An 18,191-nucleotide genomic window follows, 5' to 3' on the forward strand; every position below is an offset into this window, starting at 1 on the left:
TGAAGGAAGCCGCGCGGCAGCGCTTTGTCGCCGAGTTTACGATTTTCCTACAACTTTGCCTGACGTACGGCACCGCTTCGGGATTTGGCCATGGCCGCCAGGCGCACCGCCACGTTAGCCGCGCCGTAACCGGCGTAGCCATTTTTGCGCTGGATGATTTCGAAGAAGAACCGCCCTTCAAACGGCTCGGTATAAACGTGGAACAGCTCACCGCCCTGGGCATCACGGTCATAAAGAACGTTGAAATACGCCAGTTCGCTGAGGAATTCGTCATCGAAGTCGAATCGTGCAGCAAGGTCGTCGTAGTAATTGAGCGGGATATCCAGCAGCGGCACGCCCGCCTCTTTCGCACGACTGACTTCGGCAAAGATGTCATCGCAATCAAACGCAATGTGATGCACACCGGAGCCGCGATAACTCGACAGCGCGTGTGAGATCGCGGTGTTGCGGTTCTCGGAAATGTTCAGCGGCAAGCGAATCGAACTGTCGCGACTGCGCAACGCCCGGCTCTTCACCAGACCGTACGGATCGGGCAGCACCACTTCGTCGTCGGCTTCGAAATCCAGCAGGCTCTTGTAGAACAGCACCCAACTGTCGAGGCTGTCGGCCGGCAGCGCCATCGCCATGTGGTCGATGCGCTTGAGGCCGCCACCGGTCACCGTGGCTGGTTGCAGATTGAAGTCGGTGCCGTAGACATCAGCTTCCTGATCCACCAGATAGATCAGGCTGCCGTCCGGAGCGCGCACGGCGGCCAGCTCAAGTTCATTGGGGCCGACCAATCCGCGATACGGTTGACCTTTATAGGCCACGGCTCGAGCCAGCGCACTCGCGCTGTCCTTGACCCGCACGGCGGTGGCGCATAGTGAAGGCCCGTGTGCTTCGAAAAAACTGTGGGCAAACGAGTAAGGCTCGCAATTGAGGATCAGGTTGATATCGCCCTGGCGCAGCAGGCTCACGCTCTTGGAGCGATGTTGCCCGGCCTTGACGAAACCCAGGCGCTCCAGCCAATGGGTAAGCTTGGCGCCAAGGCTTTCGTCCACTGCAAATTCGAGAAACTCGATGCCGTTGTATCCGCTGGCTTTGGGCGTCTCGAACAGAATGTCGGGATGGGTCGACGGTGCCGCTTCCTGCGCCAGACGCTGACGGGTCTTCTCCTCCAGATACAGCAACGAGCGCAAACCGTCGGCGGCATTGGCCCGAGGCGGGGCGGCGCGGAAACCGTCATTGAAGATTTCCAGCGACAGCGGCCCGGTGTAACCACTCTTGATGATGGGTGCCAGGAAGCCCGGCAAATCGAATTCGCCCTGGCCCGGGAAGCAGCGGAAATGCCGACTCCATTCCAGCACGTCCATCGCCAGGATCGGCGCGTCGGCCATCTGCACGAAGAAGATCTTGTCACCGGGAATCTCGGAGATCGCACTCGGATCACCCTTGAGCGACAGCGTGTGAAAGCTGTCCAGCAGCACACCGAGGCTTGGGTGATCGGCTTGACGGACGATGTTCCACACCTGTTGCCAAGTGTTCACATGCCGGCCCCAGGCCAATGCTTCGTAGCCGATCCGCAATCCGCGTGCGCCGGCGTGTTCGGCCAACAGGCGCAGGTCATCGATGAGGATGTGTTCATTCCCGACGGAGTCGGCGGACGCGTTGCTGCACACCAGCACCAGGTCGGTGCCCAGCTCCTGCATCAGGTCGAACTTGCGCTCGGCCCGTTCCAGATTGCGAGACAAACGGTCGCGGCGGCAGCCTTCGAAGTCGCGGAACGGCTGGAACAGCGTGATCGCGATCCCGAGATCGGCGCACATCTGTTTAATTTCCCGCGGGCTGCCGTCGTAGTAGAGAAGGTCGTTTTCGAAAATCTCCACCCCGTCGAAACCGGCGGCGGCAATGGCTTCGAGTTTTTCCGGCAGGGTACCGCTCAAGGAAACGGTGGCAATGGAACGCTGCATATTTCGGCTCCCGGTGGAGGCTTCGGCTACAGGGAATTTGCGCCGCTTTTAAAAGAGTGAGCGAATTATTGGGCGGGCTTGATTAATGAGCAATTCAAAGTGTACTACCCGGTTAGTTTTGCGTGCGATTATCGAACACAATGCCCTTTGGCGAATTGACGATTTTTCGTCCACTGCCCAACATCGACAACACATTGAGCCCGGTCACACACATCGGTCTCGGTGACCAAAGAACCAGAACACCACATAAAAATAATCGGTGGCCTACATGACTCCTTCTCAAAGCTCTCCCGTGGAGCGTTCCTCCATGCCTTCTGCCAGTGGCGGTATCGGCGACAAGATTCGCGGCGCCATGGCGGTCGGCAAAACCCGTTGGGGCATGCTGGCGCTGGTGTTTTTCGCCACCACGCTCAACTACATCGACCGCGCCGCACTGGGCGTCATGCAGCCCATCCTCGCCAAGGAAATGAGCTGGACGGCGATGGACTACGCCAACATCAACTTCTGGTTTCAGGTCGGCTACGCCATCGGTTTCGTCCTGCAAGGCCGGCTGATCGACCGGGTCGGCGTGAAACGCGTGTTCTTCTGCGCGGTGTTGCTCTGGAGCCTGGCGACCGGCGCCCACGGCCTGGCCACTTCGGCGGTGGGCTTCATGGTTTGCCGGTTCATTCTCGGATTGACCGAAGCCGCCAACTACCCGGCCTGCGTGAAAACCACACGTTTGTGGTTCCCGGCCGGCGAACGCGCCGTGGCCACCGGCATCTTCAACGCCGGCACCAACGTCGGCGCGATGTTCACACCGATGCTGCTGCCGCTGATCCTGCACGTGTGGGGCTGGCAAGCCGCGTTCCTGTGCATGGCGTCACTGGGCGGGATCTGGTTGCTGTTCTGGGGTTTGAAGTACTTCAACCCGGAAGATCATCCGAGCGTCAAACAATCGGAACTGGACTACATCCAAAAAGAAGTCGAGCCGGAACAGGCCCGCGTCCCGTTCTCGAAAATCCTGCGCATGCGTGGCACTTGGGCCTTCGCCCTCGCCTACTCCATGACCGCGCCGGTGTTCTGGTTCTACCTGTACTGGCTGCCGCCGTTTCTCAATCAGCAATACAACCTGGGGATCAACGTGACCCAGATGGGCATCCCACTGATCATCATCTACCTGACCGCCGACTTCGGCAGCGTTGGCGGCGGGATCCTCTCTTCGTTCATGATCGGCCGCGGCATGAACCCGATCAAGGCGCGACTGTTGTCCATGTTCCTGTTCGCCTGCTGCATCGTCGGCGTGATCATGGCGGCGGGTTCAAGCAGCCTGTGGGTCGCGGTGTTCGCCATCTCCCTGGCCATCGGTGCGCACCAGGCGTGGACCGCGAATATCTGGAGCCTGGTGATGGACTACACGCCTAAACACATGATGAGTACGGTATTCGGCTTCGGCGGCATGTGCGCCGCCATCGGCGGGATGTTCATGACCCAGTTGGTCGGCCACATCCTGACCGTCACCAACAACAACTACACCGTGCTGTTCACCCTGATTCCGGCGATGTACTTCATTGCCCTGATCTGGATGTACTTCATGGCGCCACGCAAGATTCCTACCGTCACCGAGTAAAAGTCGACGCAATTCCCCTGTGGGAGCGAGTCTTTGTGGCGAGGGGACTTGTCCCCGTTGGACTGCGCAGCAGTCCCAAAATCTGAATTCTCGGTGTATCAGATACAACTTGAATTCAGAAATTGGGGCCGCTTCGCGACCCAACGGGGACAAGTCCCCTCGCCACAAAGGCCCGCTCCCACCGCTCGTTCACCGTTTTACCGACGACTCTGCTGCCACGCCGCCGCCAACCCGCTGCAGCAAATCACCGCGATCCCGATCACCGTGGTCAGGGTCGGTGTGTGGGAGAACAGCAGCCAGCCCAATAAACCGGCAAAGACGATCTGGCAATAACCGAACGGCGCCAACAACGCGGGGGCGGCGTGACGGAAGGCCTGAGTCAGAAACAGATGCGCGGTCATCCCGCAGGTCCCCAGCGCCACCATCATGAAACCATGCCCAAGGGTCGGCACTTGCCAGAAGAACGGCACCAGCGCGCTCATCACCAGGGTGTTGCACAGGCCGGCGAAGAAGTTGCTGGTGGTCGGGCTGTCGATGTTGCTGAGCTTGCGGGTGAGCAGTTGATAGAAGCAGAAAAACAGCGCCGAACAGAGCGGCAGCAACACCGCCGGCGTGAACAGATCGCCACCGGGATGGACGATAATCAACACGCCGACAAATCCGCAAATCACCGCGATCCATTGGCCGCGGGTGACACGTTCACCCAGCAGCGGTACCGACAGCGCAGTCACCAGAACCGGCGCAAGAAAGTTGACCGCCGTGGCTTCCGCCAACGGGATGTACTGCAGCCCGGTGGTAAAAAACAGACTGGTGCCCAACAGGCACAACGCCCTCACCAACTGCAGCATCGGCCGTTTGGTCCGTAGGACGCGCAGCCCGGATTGCGGCAGAAAAATCCCGGCCATCAGTAGGGTGTGAACCACATAACGAGCCCAGACCACCATCACGATCGGATAGAAGCCCGAGAGGTATTTCGAAAAAGCGTCATGGCTGGAGAACAGGAACGTCGCAACGACAATCAGCAGGATCCCTTTAAAGGGCTGGTTTACGCCGGAGAGCGGAGTGCTGGCTGTCATGGTTATCCCTTGCGAAGTGAAACGTGTCGCGGACGGCGAGTTCAAACAATTTAGAACCTGGTTCCAGATTCCAACACAAGCATAGGCCGAAAGTGTTCGAACATCGCACGGTTTGCGACCTACAAAAATCCACTGGCGGCGCACCGAGGTTAACTGAACAACTCCGACGCCAGACTCGCCGCCGCCAATTCCTCGGTATACCTCACCAGCAGCGGCGCCAACTCATGCAACCGCGCCCCCGGCATCCGTGCACTCGGCCCGGCGATACTCAGCACGCCGATCACTCGCCCCTCGCTCGGGTGCCGCACCACCGCCGCAATCGCCGAGGTGCCCACCGCCGAGCTTTCCTCGACCCAGGCGTAGCCCTGCTCCCGCGCCAGACGCAGGCGTTCGAGCAATTCAATGTTGGAACGCGGCGCATTCGGCCCGAGGTCTTTTGGCCGCTCGCCGCCCTGGCGTTCCACCAGTGACAACGCCTCGGCATCGCTCATGCACGCCAGCCACGCATGGCCCGACGCGGTATAGAACAACGGCGCATCGCGGCCCATTTCCGGGTCATAACGCAGGCCGGAACGGGCGCCCTGAGACTTGGCGATCCAGACCTGCCGCTCACCTTCAATCACCCCAAGACGCACCAGCTCCCCGGTTTCCTGGGCCAGGCGATCCAGCACGGGCTGGACGATATCGGCGCCGCTGCCCGACAGGTAACGAAACCCCATCGCCACCAGTTTGGTGGACAAGTGATACCGCAAGTTTTCCGGATTCTGCCGCACATACCCCAGCCGGATCAGCTCGGCGAGCAGTCGGTGAGTGGCGCTTTTAGGGATGTCGAGTTGCTCCGCGAGCAGCTGCATCGGCAGACCGCGAGGATCACTGGTGAGGCTTTCGAGCACGTTGAAGACACGTTCGATCTGACTGCCGGCCATGGGAGGTTCCACCTACAATTTGCCTGATTCTAGAAGATGAACCGTGTAATGCGAAATCTGGAACCCGCTATTCCATAGACGCAGCGACTCGCCTGCTCGTTAAATACCTGCCCCCTGACGGAATTCAATGGGTGATCCATGTTCCTACAGTCTGCAAGGCTACCGGCCCGTAAACGAAAAAAGCCGGACAGCCGGACTGGCGCCGCTCCCACACTCCAGCAACACTCATCACCACGGACAATCAGAGGATTCCCACATGCTATGGAAAAAAGGCCGACGCAGCGACAACGTGGTCGACGCCCGTGGTGATAATGTTGGCGGCGGTGGCGGCGGGATGCGTTTCGGTGGCGGCAAAGGCCTGAGCCTGACCGCGATTGTCCTGATTGTGGGGATCGGCTGGCTCACCGGCCAGGATCCGATGCAAATCCTCGGCGAACTGACCGGGCAAATGACCGAACAATCGGCCCCGGCCACCAACCAGAGCCGCAAGGCGCCGCCGGCCAATGATGAAGGCGCCGAATTCGTGCGCTCGATCCTCGGCGATACCGAGGACACCTGGGGCCAGATTTTCCAACAGGCCGGGCGACAATACAAAAACCCGACGCTGGTGCTGTTCAGCAACCGGGTGAATTCAGCCTGCGGCCTGGCGACATCGGCGACCGGGCCGTTCTATTGCCCGGCCGATCAGAAGGTCTACCTGGACATGGCTTTTTTCCAGGAAATGTCGCAACGCTTTTCCGCGGCCGGTGACTTCGCTCAGGCCTATGTGATCGCTCACGAAGTCGGACACCACGTTCAGACCTTGCTCGGCGTTTCCGCGAAAATTCAGACGGCCCGTCAGCAAGGCCGGCAGATGGAAGGTGATGGCGGCCTGTTGGTACGTCAGGAGTTGCAGGCCGATTGCCTGGCCGGTGTCTGGGCCAACAATGCGCAGCAGCGTCTGAACTGGCTGGAACCGGGTGACATCGAAGAAGCCTTGAACGCGGCCAACGCCATCGGCGATGACCGTTTGCAGCAACAGGGTCAGGGCCGCGTGGTGCCCGACTCGTTTACCCATGGCACATCGGCGCAAAGGGTGCGCTGGTTCAAAACCGGATTTGCGCAAGGCCAGGTGGGCCAGTGCGATACCTTTGCGGCGAAAAACCTGTAAATGAAAAATTGGCTGTTGATTGTGTTGTTCACGTGCGCAAGCACCCAGGCTGCGGAGCATGGCGTCAAGGAACTCAGCCCCGGGCGATTATTGTTGAAAGAAGGCGAGATGGCGGTGAGCCTCGGCCCGGCGCCAGCGAAAATCGAACGCGTGCTGATCATCATCCATGGTCGCCTGCGCAATGCTGAAACCTATCGACAGAGCGCCGAGCATGCGGCGGAACTGGCCGGGCAAAGTTCAAGCACCTTGGTGATTGCTCCGCAATTTCTCAACGAAACCGACATCGCTCAGCACCCGGTGGCTGACACGGTATTGCGCTGGCAGGGCAATGACTGGATGGCTGGAGGCTTATCCACCGCTCCTTTTGCGCTGAGTTCCTATGCAGCCCTCGATCAAATCATCGAGCGAGTCAGCGACCGCCGGCAGTTTCCGGACGTGAAGCAAATCATCATCGCCGGGCACTCCGGTGGCGGTCAGGTGGTCCAGCGCTATGCGCTGCTGGCGCGTGAGCAACCGGCCCTGACGGCCGCCGGCGTGAAGCTTCGCTACGTCGTCGCCAATCCTTCGTCCTATGCGTACTTCAACGAGCAGCGGCCGGTGGCGTTCAACCATGCGGCGTGTCCCGGTTTCAATCGCTGGAAGTATGGGCTGTCGGATTTACCCGTTTATGCCAGTGGGCAAACGGCACCGCAGATTGAAGGCAATTACGTCAAACGGGACGTGACTTACCTGCTTGGGCAACAAGACACCGACCCGCAGCATCCGGCGCTGGACAAAGGTTGTGAGGCTGAAGCGCAAGGTGCTTATCGTCTGGTTCGCGGGCGGAATTTTTTCAATTACGTGCTGCGTCGCAACCCGAAAGGGGTCAATCAGCGGCTGGTTGAAGTGCCCGGAATCGGGCATAACGGGGATGAGATGTTGACGTCGCCGGAGGGGCAGAAGGTGTTGTTTGGTCAGTGAGCTTGTGGTGTCTGGCCTGACGCCATCGCGGGCAAGCCCGCTCCCACAGGTATGTGTCGTACCTGAATTATCCTGTCGACACACAATCCTGTGGGAGCGGGCTTGCCCGCGAAGGGGCCCTCAAGCCGAGAGCATTTCCCGCAACACCCCACAATCCGCCGCATGCCAATCCGTCAATTCAGGCCAAGGGTTATCTGGCAAATTCACCAACACCGTGCGCGCCCCTGCCGCCCGACCGCAATCCAGATCAAAGCGGTAATCACCGACCATCACCATCTCGCTCGCCGGCACGTTCCAGGCCTCGGCCAGTTTCAGCAAACCACCGGGATGCGGTTTTGGCGGCGCTTCATCACGCCCCAGCACATCCTCCTCGGCAAAGCAGTCCGCCAGGCCGATAGCCTCCAGTGTCACGTGCGCCAGCTCCCGGGCATTGCGCGTCAGAATGCCCAGGCGATAACCGCGCCCGGCCAACTCACGCACCAGCTCCACCGCACCCGGCGCCGCTTTCGAGCCCAACGCCAAATCGCGTTCGTGCTCCAGCAACCAGGCATGTTTGGCGGCCGCTTCATCGGCCGGCAGCGCGGCGAGGTGGGTCAGGATGTCGTCTTCGGCCGGGATCGCCAAGGCCACGCGGATCGCCGCGAAGTCATGCACGGCCACCGTCAGGGTGCCGTCCATGTCGAACACCCAGTGCCGCACCTCGGCCAGGCTCATGCCCAATCCTTGCGGTGACGGATCAAGCCTTCCTGCGTCACCGACGCCACCAGTTGCCCGGCACGGTTGAACACGCTGCCACGGGTGAAGCCGCGAGAGTTGCCGGCCCATGGGCTGTCCATTGCGTACAGCAACCAGTCATCGGCGCGCAGATCCGCATGGAACCACAGCGCGTGATCGAGGCTGGCGACTTGCATGTCTTTCTGCCAGACCGATTTGCCATGAGGCTGCATCGAGGTGGTCAGCAGACCGAAGTCCGAAGCGTAGGCCAGCAGGTATTTGTGCAGCGCCGGAGAATCCGCCAAGGCACCGTCGGCGCGAAACCAGACGTACTTGACCGGATCGGACGGTTGCGGGTTGTAGGGATCTTTCTCGGTGATCGGTCGGAATTCGATCGGTTTGGGGCACAGAAATTTTTCGCGCATGTGCTCAGGAATCAGGTGCGCACGCTGCTGGGTGAGCTCCAGTTCCGAAGGCAGGTTTTCCGGGCCGACCACGGTCGGCATTTCGGCCTGATGCTCGAAGCCTTTTTCGTCGTACTGGAACGAGGCACTGCAGGTGAAGATCGGGTTGCCCTTCTGGATCGCCGTCACCCGACGCGTGCTGAAACTGCCGCCATCACGCACCCGGTCAACCTGATACACCACGGGCAATGCGGAATCGCCCGGACGCAGAAAATAACCGTGCATCGAATGCACATGGCGCGTTTCTTCGACCGTCTGACTGGCCGCCGACAAGGACTGACCGATCACCTGACCGCCGAACAACTGGCGAAAACCCAGGTCCTGACTGCGGCCACGGAACAGGTTTTCTTCGATCGGTTCCAGGGTCAGCAAGTCGACCAGATCATCCAACACTTGGCTCATTCAGACTCTCCTCACACAAAGCATGCCGCGCAGTCTTGGCTGCGGCGGTCGATTCAGTTTATGGCCAGGGCCCATGGGGGCCATTGTAAACGTCCGTGCCTGCTTATCCATGCAAGGTTTGCAGCCATTGTTCACGGGTGATGCGGTACAGCACATGGTGACGCAGGGGATGATTGGCCGCGAGCTTGGGGTGTTCGAAATCATCGGCTGAATCATGGTGCATGCCGATGGCCTGCATGACTTTTTCCGAAGGCAGGTTGTCTTTGGCGGTAAACGACACGACCTCTTGCAGCGCCAACCGGTCAAAGCCGTAGCGCAGAGCGGTCCACGCCGCTTCACTGGCATACCCCAGTCCCCAATGCTCGCGCGCCAGGCGCCAGCCGATTTCAGTCGCCGGGGTGAACGGCGCGTCGAAACCGACCACACCGAGGCCGGTGAAACCGATGAATGCCCCCGTGTCCTTGCGCTCCAGCGCCCAGAGGCCGAAGCCATGCTCGGCAAAATGCCCGCGAATCCGTCCGATCAGCGACGCACTTTCCAGGCGACTCAACGGCGCCGGAAAATAACGCATGACCTGTGGATCGGCACACATCGCCGCAAACTCCGGCAAATCCTCATCGCGCCACTGCCGCAACAACAGTCGCGCGCTCTCGAGTTCCAGTATCGGCTCCATCGTCTCCTCCCCTTTCCATGCCGCAAGTCTACATCGCTGGTAGGATCCTTCCTTCATTCCGAACTGAATTCGTCATGCCGCTGCCACTGATCTACCACGAAGACTACAGCCCCGAATTCCCGGCGGATCACCGCTTCCCCATGGACAAGTTTCGCCTGCTGCGCGATCACCTGGTGGACAGCGGCCTGACCCGCGACGCCGACCTGCTGCGCCCGGAACTCTGCCCCCCGGAAATTCTCGCCCTCGCCCATGACGCTGCCTATATCGAACGCTACATGAGCGGCGAGTTGTCCCGCGAAGACCAGCGGCGCCTCGGCCTGCCTTGGAGCGAAGCGCTGGCCCGGCGCACCGTGCGCGCAGTCGGCGGTTCGTTGCTGGCGGCGGAACAGGCGCTGGAACACGGGCTGGCCTGTCATCTGGCCGGAGGCACCCATCACGCGCATTACGACTATCCGGCGGGTTTCTGCATCTTCAATGACCTGGCGGTGATCAGCCATTTTCTGTTGGAAAGCGGCCGTGTGAATCGGGTGCTGATCTTCGATTGCGACGTGCACCAGGGCGACGGGACTGCACGGATTCTGCACAACACCCCGGACGCGGTGACCGTTTCCCTGCACTGCGAAAAGAATTTTCCTGCACGCAAGGCCGAAAGCGACTGGGACATCCCGTTGCCCAAAGGCATGGGCGATGCCGATTACCTGAAAGTGGTGGACGACGCGCTGAATTATTTGCTGCCGCTCTACCAACCGGACCTGGTGTTGTACGACGCCGGGGTCGATGTGCATAAGGACGACGCACTCGGTTACCTGAAGCTGACCGATGAAGGCGTTGCCGCTCGCGATGAAAGCGTGATGCGCCAGTGCCTGGGGCGGGATATTCCGGTGGTCGGGGTGATTGGCGGCGGCTACAGCAAGGACCGCAAGGCTTTGGCGCGCCGCCACGGCATCCTCCATCACAGCGCGCAACGGGTCTGGCAGTCATCAGGTTGTCATTGAGGTGTGAGTCTTTACCCACAATGCCTGTGGAACTGCCTGTGGATAACCTGAGTGAAAGGGTCTGCAGGCCATGCGGTACTTAGCCTGCAACTCGGTGGTTGTTTTTTAACCACCTATTTTGAGCCCACCAATGCCCCTGTGGGAGCGGGCTTGCCCGCGATGAGGCCGGCACTTCCAACATCTTTATTGACTGACAGTCCGCTTTCGCGGGCAAGCCCGCTCCCACATGAATCTGTGCTGATAGAATGCGCGGCTTATTCCGCCATACCGCAGCGCATTCCATGACCCAGCCCTCGACCTCCTCCCCTTCCCACGTCGCCATCATCGGCGGCGGCCCCGCCGGCCTGATGGCGGCCGAAGTGTTGAGCCAGGCCGGGATCAAAGTCGACCTGTACGACGGCATGCCTTCGGTGGGGCGAAAATTCCTGCTGGCCGGTGTCGGCGGCATGAACATCACCCACTCTGAAGCCTACCCGGGGTTTCTCTCGCGCTACGCCGAACGCGCCTCGCAAATTGCCCCGCTGCTTCGCTCATTTGGCGCGGATGCGTTGTGCCAATGGATTCATGACCTGGGCATCGAAACCTTTGTCGGCAGCTCCGGCCGGGTGTTTCCGACCGACATGAAAGCCGCGCCCCTGTTGCGCGCCTGGCTCAAACGCCTGCGAGACGCCGGCGTTGTTATCCACACCCGCCACCGCTGGCTCGGCTGGGATGACACCGGTGGATTGCGCATCGACAGCCCCGAGGGCGAAAAAACCATCAAGTCCGACGCCACCTTGCTGGCCCTCGGCGGTGGCAGTTGGTCACGCCTCGGTTCGGATGGCGCGTGGATGCTGCCACTGAAACAGCGCGGCGTAGGATTGATGCCGCTGCAACCGAGTAATTGCGGTTTCGAGGTGCAGGCCTGGAGCGACCTGATGGTCAGCAAATTCGCCGGTGCGCCGCTGAAAAACATCGCCATCGGCCTCAATGACGACGTGCCGCGCTTGGGCGAATGCGTGATCACCGCGACCGGGATTGAAGGCAGTTTGATCTACGCCCTCTCGGCACCGATCCGTGAAGCTATCAACGCGCACGGCTCGGCGACCATTCACCTCGACCTGTTGCCGGGCCGGCCTGTGGATAAAGTTCAGGCTGCGCTGAGCAAACCGCGTGGCTCCCGTTCCATGTCCAAACACTTGCACAGTCAGCTCGGGATTGATGGGGTGAAAGCGGCGCTGTTGCGCGAACTCACACCGGCCGAAAGCTTTGCTGATCCGGCATTGCTGGCCAGAGCGATCAAGGCACTGCCCCTGACGCTGGTCAAAACCCGTCCACTGGATGAAGCCATCAGCAGCGCCGGTGGCGTGATGTTCGAGTCGATGGATGAACGGCTGATGCTCAAGCAGTTGCCTGGCGTGTTTTGCGCGGGGGAAATGCTCGATTGGGAAGCGCCGACCGGCGGCTATCTGCTGACCGCGTGTTTCGCCAGTGGGCGTGCGGCGGGGGTGGGGGTGGTGGAGTGGTTGAAGCGAGGGGCGTGATTTGTTGGCCATACGTACTTCGACAGCCTTCAAGATCCACCCCTCACCCCAGCCCTCTCCCCACAGGGGAGAGGGGGAAAGGGAGCAGATCTCCAAGCCTTTCAAATCATGCGTTCGACTCGATATCTCAGGTCGCAGAATATTCAAAGAAACCCACGGTTAGTCCCCTCGCCCCTCTGGGGAGAGGGTTAGGGTGAGGGGACGGCTCTCAAGCCAATCCCACCATCAAGGCTTCTTCTTACGCGGCCCAGTGTTAAACACCGGCACCTTGCGCACAGGCTTGATCGAAGGCTCCGGCGTCGAAGCATCCCCGCTCTCCACCCACTTGCCCAGATTGCGTTTACCGCCACCGGAGGTCTTCGGCTTCTTCGGTTTTTTCGGCTTCTTCACCACCTGACCGCTGGCATCGGTATCCGGCACCCGGTGTTCAGGTTCGAAATCATGTTCCATCTGCCGCGGCAATGTCTGACGGGTCAACGTCTCGATGGCCGACAGCAGATTCACTTCATCGGCACAGACCAGCGAAATGGCCTGCCCGGTAGCGCCCGCACGGCCGGTACGACCGATGCGGTGGATGTAGTCTTCCGCCACGATCGGCAGGTCGAAGTTGACTACCAACGGCAGGTCTTCGATATCCAGACCACGGGCGGCAACGTCAGTGGCCACAAGAATCTGTACTTCGCTGGCCTTGAACCGGTCCAGCGCACGCTGGCGGGTTGCCTGCGGCTTGTCGCCGTGGATGCCGTCGGCGTTGATGCCCAGGCCCTGAAGTTTTTCCACCAGCGCGTCCACGCCATTGCGGGTCTTGGCGAACACCAGCACCTGCTTCCACTTGCCCTTGCGCAGCAAGTGAATGAACAGCTCCGGCTTGCGCTTCTTGTCCACCGTCACCACCCACTGTTTAACGGTGTTGGCGGCGACGTTGCGCGGGCTGACTTCGATGCTCAGCGGATCGTTGAGCATTTGCCCGGCGAGGGTGCGGATCGCGTCGGAGAAGGTCGCGGAGAACAACAGCGTCTGACGTTTCTTCGGCAGCGCCTTGTAAATGTTCCCCAGCTCCTCGGAAAAGCCCAGGTCGAGCATGCGGTCCGCTTCGTCCAGCACCAGGGTTTGCAGCTGGTTGAACTTGAGGGCGTTCTGACGGAACAAGTCGAGCAGACGGCCCGGCGTCGCCACCAACAGATCGACACCTTTGCGCAGCTTCATCATTTGCGGGTTGATGCTGACACCGCCGTACACCGCATAAGTGCTCAGCGGCAGGTTCTCGGCGTACTGACGCACGGCTTCGTGAACCTGTTCGGCCAGTTCGCGGGTCGGCACCAGGATCAGCGCGCGGACCGAGTTGGCGGTGACTTTCGGCCCTTCCATGGCCAGCAATTGCAGGAGCGGCAGCGCGAAACCGGCGGTCTTGCCGGTGCCGGTCTGGGCGGCGGCCATCAGGTCGCGACCGGCCAGCACCGCCGGAATGGCTTGCGCCTGAACCGGCGTCGGGGTCTGGTAGCCGAGCGTCTCGAGAGAGCGCAGCAAGGGTTCGATCAGGCCAAGGGTGGCGAAAGTCATGGGATTACCGTAGGAAAATTCAGCGCAGTTGTGCAAAACGAGTGTGCAATGGCGCGCAGTTTACCCTAATTCACGCTCGATTCTGTCTGCACCACGGCAGCAGGTCTTTGCGGAGCCCGGCGCCACTGCGGCAGACCGATCAGCACCACCGCACTAATGATCACCATCATCGCTAGCCCTTCCTCGATGCCTATGGTCTCGCCGACAAACACGATCCCCAGCAACACCGCCACCGCCGGGTTGACGTAGGCATAACTGGTCGCCGCTGCCGGACGTACGTTTTTCAAGAGGTACATGTAGGCGTTGAAGGCGATGATCGAACCGAAGAAGGTCAAATAGGCCAAGGCTGCCCAGCCTTCGATTGGCGGCATGGCTTGCAGATGCTCGCCGCTCAGCGCACTGCCGATCAGCAACACCACGCCACCCACGAGCATTTCCACGGCACTGGCCATGGCGCCCTGAGGCAGCGGCAAGTGTTTGCTCCACACTGAACCAAAGGCCCAGGAAGCCGCCGCGAACACCAACAACAGCGCACCCAACGGGCTCGATTGCAGGTTGGACCCGAGGTTGAGCATGGCAATGCCGATCAGCCCGAGCACAATCCCGGCCCATTCGAGACGGGTATTTCGCGCGCCCCAGAAATAGCCGCAAAGCAAGGTAAACAGCGGCACCGTCGCCACCGCCAATGCCGCCACGCCGGACGCCACACCCATGTGCTCGGCCACGCTGACCCCGCCGTTACCGCAAGCGAGCAGCAAAATCCCGATGATCCCGGCGGCTTTCCACTGCGCCCAGGTCGGTGCCGGTGCCCCGCGCCAGCGCAGGAAGGCGTACATCAGCGTCCCGGCGATCACGAAACGGATACCGGCGAGCAGCAACGGCGGCCAGTACTCCACACCGATGCGAATCACCAGATAGGTCGAGCCCCAGATTACGTACAGGGCGAAGAAAGCGGCGATCAACGGTAACGGGAAACGGCGCATGGGCAGCTCGACGACAGGAAAATGTGAACAGCTATTCTAGAAAGGCCAGCGGCGTAAAATAAGTTACAAAACCTGTTTATAGCGCCAGTACACTTTTCAAATCACGGAGATCGGCGCTATAAACCGTGTTTTCGAAAGTCAGCCATTTTTCAGGAATACGACCATGGATAAATACGACCGCATGCTCCTCAGCGCCCTGCTGGAAAACGGTCGTGCGTCCTACGCCGACCTGGCGCGCAAGGTCAACCTGTCCGCCCCGGCCGTGGCCGAGCGCGTGGCCAAGCTCGAAGCCTGCGGGGTGATTACCGGTTATCAGGCGAAAGTCGACATGGCCAAGCTGGGGTTGCCGATCCAGTGCGTGATCGAACTGCGTTTGAACCAGCACGGCAACCAGAAGGCCTACGACGATCTGATCAAAATCCCACAATTGACGGAATGCCATCGGGTGACAGGTGATCCGTGCGTGATCATGCAAGCGGCGGTGGGCTCGATGCCGGAGCTGGAAGAGTTGATCAACCGGATCGCCAAGTTCGGGTTCAGCAAGACCTCGATTGTGCTGTCGAGCGCCATCGAGAAGCGCGTGCCGTTGGGGCAGCTGGAAGGGAATGGCAAAGCCTGAAACACCGCAAATCCCCTGTGGGAGCGAGCCTGCTCGCGATAGCGGAGTACCAGTCGACATCGATGTTGAATGATTAATCGCTATCGCGAGCAGGCTCACTCCCACAAGGGATTTGCAGTGTTTTCAGAACCCGCGATGGCGCTTGAGGCCAAATGTGCCGTCAGTTGGCCGCCAGTTCGGCATCGGCCATAGCCCGGCGAGCCTGACCAAAAACCCGTTCCCACAGGTGTTACCTAATCCCTGTGGGAGCGGGCTTGCCCGCGAAGCGATCTGTCAGACGCCGCTGTAACTTGCAGGCAACAAACCCGGCATATCCCGTAGACGCACCCAAGGTTCCTTGCGCCAATGCAGCAGTCGCAGCGTTCCGCCCGCCCATTCCATCGCCCGCATATGCGGCGCTTGATTCGAAATGGACCCGACTTCCTCCCGCAACATCGGCACCACGTCGTGGGTCAGCCAACGTCGTAAATGGCGGTTTTCCGGGCAGTAGTGGTACACCAACATCGCGTATACGCCCGATTCACTCAGCATCAAGGTCTCTTCGAGGTCATCATTTCCGGACAGACACATCAGTTGCTTCTGATCCGCATCAAGCTTGAGCACTTGCCTTCCATTTATGTCCACACCCATCAATCGACCGATATCGCGGGCGCAAAACCAGGGCTCTGCGTGCAGCAAAAGTGCTCGCAGCTGGATGTGATGGCGGATGAATGTTTTGGGGGTGAAGTGAGCTGCGCTCGTAGCTGATTGCGCAGAGTCTTCGGGGGGATTGGGGGTAACTTTAATCATGGCGAATTTCCTACTGAAAGTTGGAGCCGCCAGCATCACTTGCAGATGATGGGTGGCAGCTATGTGCGGGTCTGCAAGACCGAGTCAGTAGACAACCCCGGCAGACCCGAAGGTCTCCCGCACACAGCTACCATAAATCGATGGTCGCAAATAAAGCGACGCGATTATAGGTGTGCCGTTAGGCGTCTACCAAACTATCGGCGGGCTTGCAGTCCCGGTCGCTGAATTGGCAGCGACGTCCCAGAGGTTATCGATGCGACAGGTACGGGGCAAGACGGACAAATTCCTAATATTTGGTAGGAGCAATCGTCGATTTTGAGGCGTGGTTAAACACAAGGATTGAGATCGAACACCGACCTGTGGGAGCGAGCCTGCTCGCGATAGCGGTTCATCTTCAACAGTTATGTCGACTGACACTCCGTTATCGCGAGCAGGCTCGCTCCCACAGGGGATTTGCGGTGTTTTCAGAACCCGCGATGCCGCTTGAGGTGTTCGTTGATCTTCGCCGCCGGCACTTTCTGCAAGCTCACCAGCAGATCATGGGACAACTCGCGCAACCCATGCTTCTGCTGCAGTTCCTGAAGCAGATGCTCCGTCAGGTTGGCCGCCATTTCGGCATCGGCCATGGCCCGGTGAGCCTTGCCGGTGTTGGGCAGGCTGGCGAAGGTGGTGAGGGTGCCGAGTTTGTGGTTCGGCGCGGCGGGCATCAGGCGGCGGGCGAGGAGCAGCGAGCAGGCGAAGTTCTGCAAGCGGGTGCGCTTGATGCGACTGAGTTCGAAGTCCCAGAACTTCTGGTCGAACGCGGCGTTGTGCGCCAGCAGCGGCGTGATGCCGACGAATTCGTTGACCTCGTTCATCACCTGCTCGGCCGATGGTGCGGTGCGCAGCATGGCGTTGCTGATGCCGGTGAGTTGTTCGATGAAGGCTGGCACGCGCACGCCGGCGTTCATCAGGCTCTGGTAACGCTCGACGATGCGCCCCTGTTCAAGGATCACCACGGCTATTTCCGTGGCCCGGCAGCTGCTGCTCGGGGAGATCCCGGTGGTTTCAAAGTCGATGACTGCTATGCGTTCCAAACCTGTTTCAACTCCGTAAAAATCAATTCTTGAGCAGCAACGCGCCTTCGATCGGCACGTAGCGGCTGGCGGCGCGGATCAGCGAGTTGGCCGTCAGGCCCGGCACGCCGTAGGCAACGGCTTGCACGCCGTGCTTGGTGATGATGCGCTCCAGCAGCATGTCGAAGTCACCGTCGCCGGAGGCCAGCACCACTTCGTCGACGTGATCGGCGGCATCCATGATGTCGAGGGTGATGCCCACGTCCCAGTCGCCCTTGGCCGAGCCGTCGCTGCGCTGGATGTAGGGCTTGAGCTTCACGATGAAGCCGAGGTTGCGCAGGATCTGCTGGAATTGCTGCTGCTTGCTGTCGCCGCGATCGATCGCGTAGGCATAGGCCTCGACGATCTCGCCCTGTTTGCTGATATCAGCCCACAACGCGGCGTAGTTGAAGTGGCAACCATAGGCCTGACGCACGGTGTAATAGAGGTTCTGGACATCGGCGAACACTGCGATTTTTTTCACCGTGCATCCTCTTTGGCGCAGTTGCGCGCAGGCTGGGTCAGGCACCAGGCCCGAAAAGTGGCCCAGTATGCCAGCCTGAAGGATTGTTCCGCGAATAATCGGCCCGAAGCATTTTGGAGCCTCGGACGAATGGCAACCTGTGGCGAGGGAGCTTGCTCCCGCTGGGTCGCGCAGCGGCCCCAAAAAAGGACTGCTGCGCAGCCCGGCGGGAGCAAACTCCC

General features: G+C 60.3%; 17 protein-coding genes. 6 read left to right on the forward strand and 11 right to left on the reverse strand.

All coding sequences use genetic code 11. From position 1 onward, the window contains the following. Window positions 1-47: 47 nt before the first annotated feature. Window positions 48-1,949 carry a 3-dehydroshikimate dehydratase QuiC gene (quiC, locus tag ACA060_RS25105; protein ID WP_497313848.1) on the reverse strand — a complete coding sequence of 634 codons (1,902 nt, stop codon included), beginning with the start codon at window positions 1,947-1,949 and terminating at the stop codon, window positions 48-50. Window positions 1,950-2,217: 268 nt separating this feature from the next. Here quiC and ACA060_RS25110 point away from each other — a divergent pair, with 268 nt between their 5' ends. Next, entirely contained in the window at window positions 2,218-3,558 is a 1,341-nt protein-coding gene (locus ACA060_RS25110; protein WP_497313850.1) for an MFS transporter, read from the forward strand. A 197-nt stretch (window positions 3,559-3,755) separates the two neighbouring features. Here ACA060_RS25110 and ACA060_RS25115 read toward each other — a convergent pair whose 3' ends face one another. Together ACA060_RS25115 and ACA060_RS25120 are read right to left on the reverse strand one after the other, a co-directional pair. Further along, complete coding sequence (locus ACA060_RS25115) at window positions 3,756-4,634, reverse strand: DMT family transporter (RefSeq protein WP_010467437.1); 879 nt, start codon at window positions 4,632-4,634, stop codon at window positions 3,756-3,758. 149 nt (window positions 4,635-4,783) lie between these two features. Continuing rightward, a complete protein-coding gene (locus ACA060_RS25120; protein ID WP_109635047.1) occupies window positions 4,784-5,560 on the reverse strand; it encodes an IclR family transcriptional regulator in 777 nt (258 codons plus the stop codon). Between the two features lie 256 nt (window positions 5,561-5,816). Here ACA060_RS25120 and ypfJ point away from each other — a divergent pair, with 256 nt between their 5' ends. Beyond that, window positions 5,817-6,710, forward strand: coding sequence for a KPN_02809 family neutral zinc metallopeptidase (gene ypfJ, locus ACA060_RS25125; protein ID WP_497313853.1), 894 nt, complete (start codon window positions 5,817-5,819; stop codon window positions 6,708-6,710). Continuing rightward, the gene (locus tag ACA060_RS25130) at window positions 6,711-7,670 is read left to right on the forward strand and encodes an alpha/beta fold hydrolase (protein WP_497313855.1); all 960 of its coding nucleotides are present in this window, start codon (window positions 6,711-6,713) and stop codon (window positions 7,668-7,670) included. It abuts the gene before it with no gap. 120 nt (window positions 7,671-7,790) lie between these two features. Here the strand turns inward: ACA060_RS25130 and ACA060_RS25135 are convergent, their stop codons facing one another. The 3 genes from ACA060_RS25135 to ACA060_RS25145 form a co-directional block, all read right to left on the reverse strand. Continuing rightward, window positions 7,791-8,384 carry an HAD family hydrolase gene (locus ACA060_RS25135; protein WP_497313857.1) on the reverse strand — a complete coding sequence of 198 codons (594 nt, stop codon included), beginning with the start codon at window positions 8,382-8,384 and terminating at the stop codon, window positions 7,791-7,793. After that, window positions 8,381-9,250: an acyl-CoA thioesterase II gene (gene tesB, locus ACA060_RS25140; protein ID WP_497313858.1), complete on the reverse strand. Its 870-nt coding sequence runs from the start codon at window positions 9,248-9,250 to the stop codon at window positions 8,381-8,383. Before tesB ends, ACA060_RS25135 begins: the two co-directional genes overlap by 4 nt. A gap of 103 nt (window positions 9,251-9,353) precedes the next feature. Next, the gene (locus tag ACA060_RS25145; RefSeq protein ID WP_497313860.1) at window positions 9,354-9,923 is read right to left on the reverse strand and encodes a GNAT family N-acetyltransferase; all 570 of its coding nucleotides are present in this window, start codon (window positions 9,921-9,923) and stop codon (window positions 9,354-9,356) included. A gap of 74 nt (window positions 9,924-9,997) precedes the next feature. On the opposite strand from ACA060_RS25145, the gene ACA060_RS25150 reads away from it, so the two are divergent. Then, the gene (locus ACA060_RS25150; protein WP_497313862.1) at window positions 9,998-10,918 is read left to right on the forward strand and encodes a histone deacetylase family protein; all 921 of its coding nucleotides are present in this window, start codon (window positions 9,998-10,000) and stop codon (window positions 10,916-10,918) included. Between the two features lie 281 nt (window positions 10,919-11,199). After that, on the forward strand, window positions 11,200-12,441 hold the full coding sequence (locus ACA060_RS25155) for a TIGR03862 family flavoprotein (protein ID WP_497313864.1): 1,242 nt from the start codon (window positions 11,200-11,202) through the stop codon (window positions 12,439-12,441). A gap of 225 nt (window positions 12,442-12,666) precedes the next feature. Here the strand turns inward: ACA060_RS25155 and rhlE1 are convergent, their stop codons facing one another. Together rhlE1 and yedA are read right to left on the reverse strand one after the other, a co-directional pair. Next, the gene (gene rhlE1 / locus ACA060_RS25160; RefSeq protein ID WP_497313866.1) at window positions 12,667-14,001 is read right to left on the reverse strand and encodes an RNA helicase RhlE1; all 1,335 of its coding nucleotides are present in this window, start codon (window positions 13,999-14,001) and stop codon (window positions 12,667-12,669) included. Between the two features lie 65 nt (window positions 14,002-14,066). Then, window positions 14,067-14,990, reverse strand: coding sequence for a drug/metabolite exporter YedA (gene yedA, locus ACA060_RS25165; RefSeq protein ID WP_109635062.1), 924 nt, complete (start codon window positions 14,988-14,990; stop codon window positions 14,067-14,069). Between the two features lie 157 nt (window positions 14,991-15,147). Here yedA and ACA060_RS25170 point away from each other — a divergent pair, with 157 nt between their 5' ends. After that, window positions 15,148-15,603 carry an Lrp/AsnC family transcriptional regulator gene (locus tag ACA060_RS25170; RefSeq protein WP_497313868.1) on the forward strand — a complete coding sequence of 152 codons (456 nt, stop codon included), beginning with the start codon at window positions 15,148-15,150 and terminating at the stop codon, window positions 15,601-15,603. A gap of 273 nt (window positions 15,604-15,876) precedes the next feature. Here the strand turns inward: ACA060_RS25170 and ACA060_RS25175 are convergent, their stop codons facing one another. The 3 genes from ACA060_RS25175 to ACA060_RS25185 form a co-directional block, all read right to left on the reverse strand. Continuing rightward, window positions 15,877-16,392: a BRO-N domain-containing protein gene (locus ACA060_RS25175; protein ID WP_497313870.1), complete on the reverse strand. Its 516-nt coding sequence runs from the start codon at window positions 16,390-16,392 to the stop codon at window positions 15,877-15,879. Between the two features lie 464 nt (window positions 16,393-16,856). After that, the gene (locus ACA060_RS25180) at window positions 16,857-17,468 is read right to left on the reverse strand and encodes a 3'-5' exonuclease (protein ID WP_497313872.1); all 612 of its coding nucleotides are present in this window, start codon (window positions 17,466-17,468) and stop codon (window positions 16,857-16,859) included. A gap of 22 nt (window positions 17,469-17,490) precedes the next feature. Beyond that, window positions 17,491-17,970 carry a LabA-like NYN domain-containing protein gene (locus tag ACA060_RS25185; RefSeq protein ID WP_010467410.1) on the reverse strand — a complete coding sequence of 160 codons (480 nt, stop codon included), beginning with the start codon at window positions 17,968-17,970 and terminating at the stop codon, window positions 17,491-17,493. Between the last annotated feature and the right edge of the window lie 221 nt (window positions 17,971-18,191).

Source organism: Pseudomonas sp. LBUM1671 (assembly GCF_059695685.1).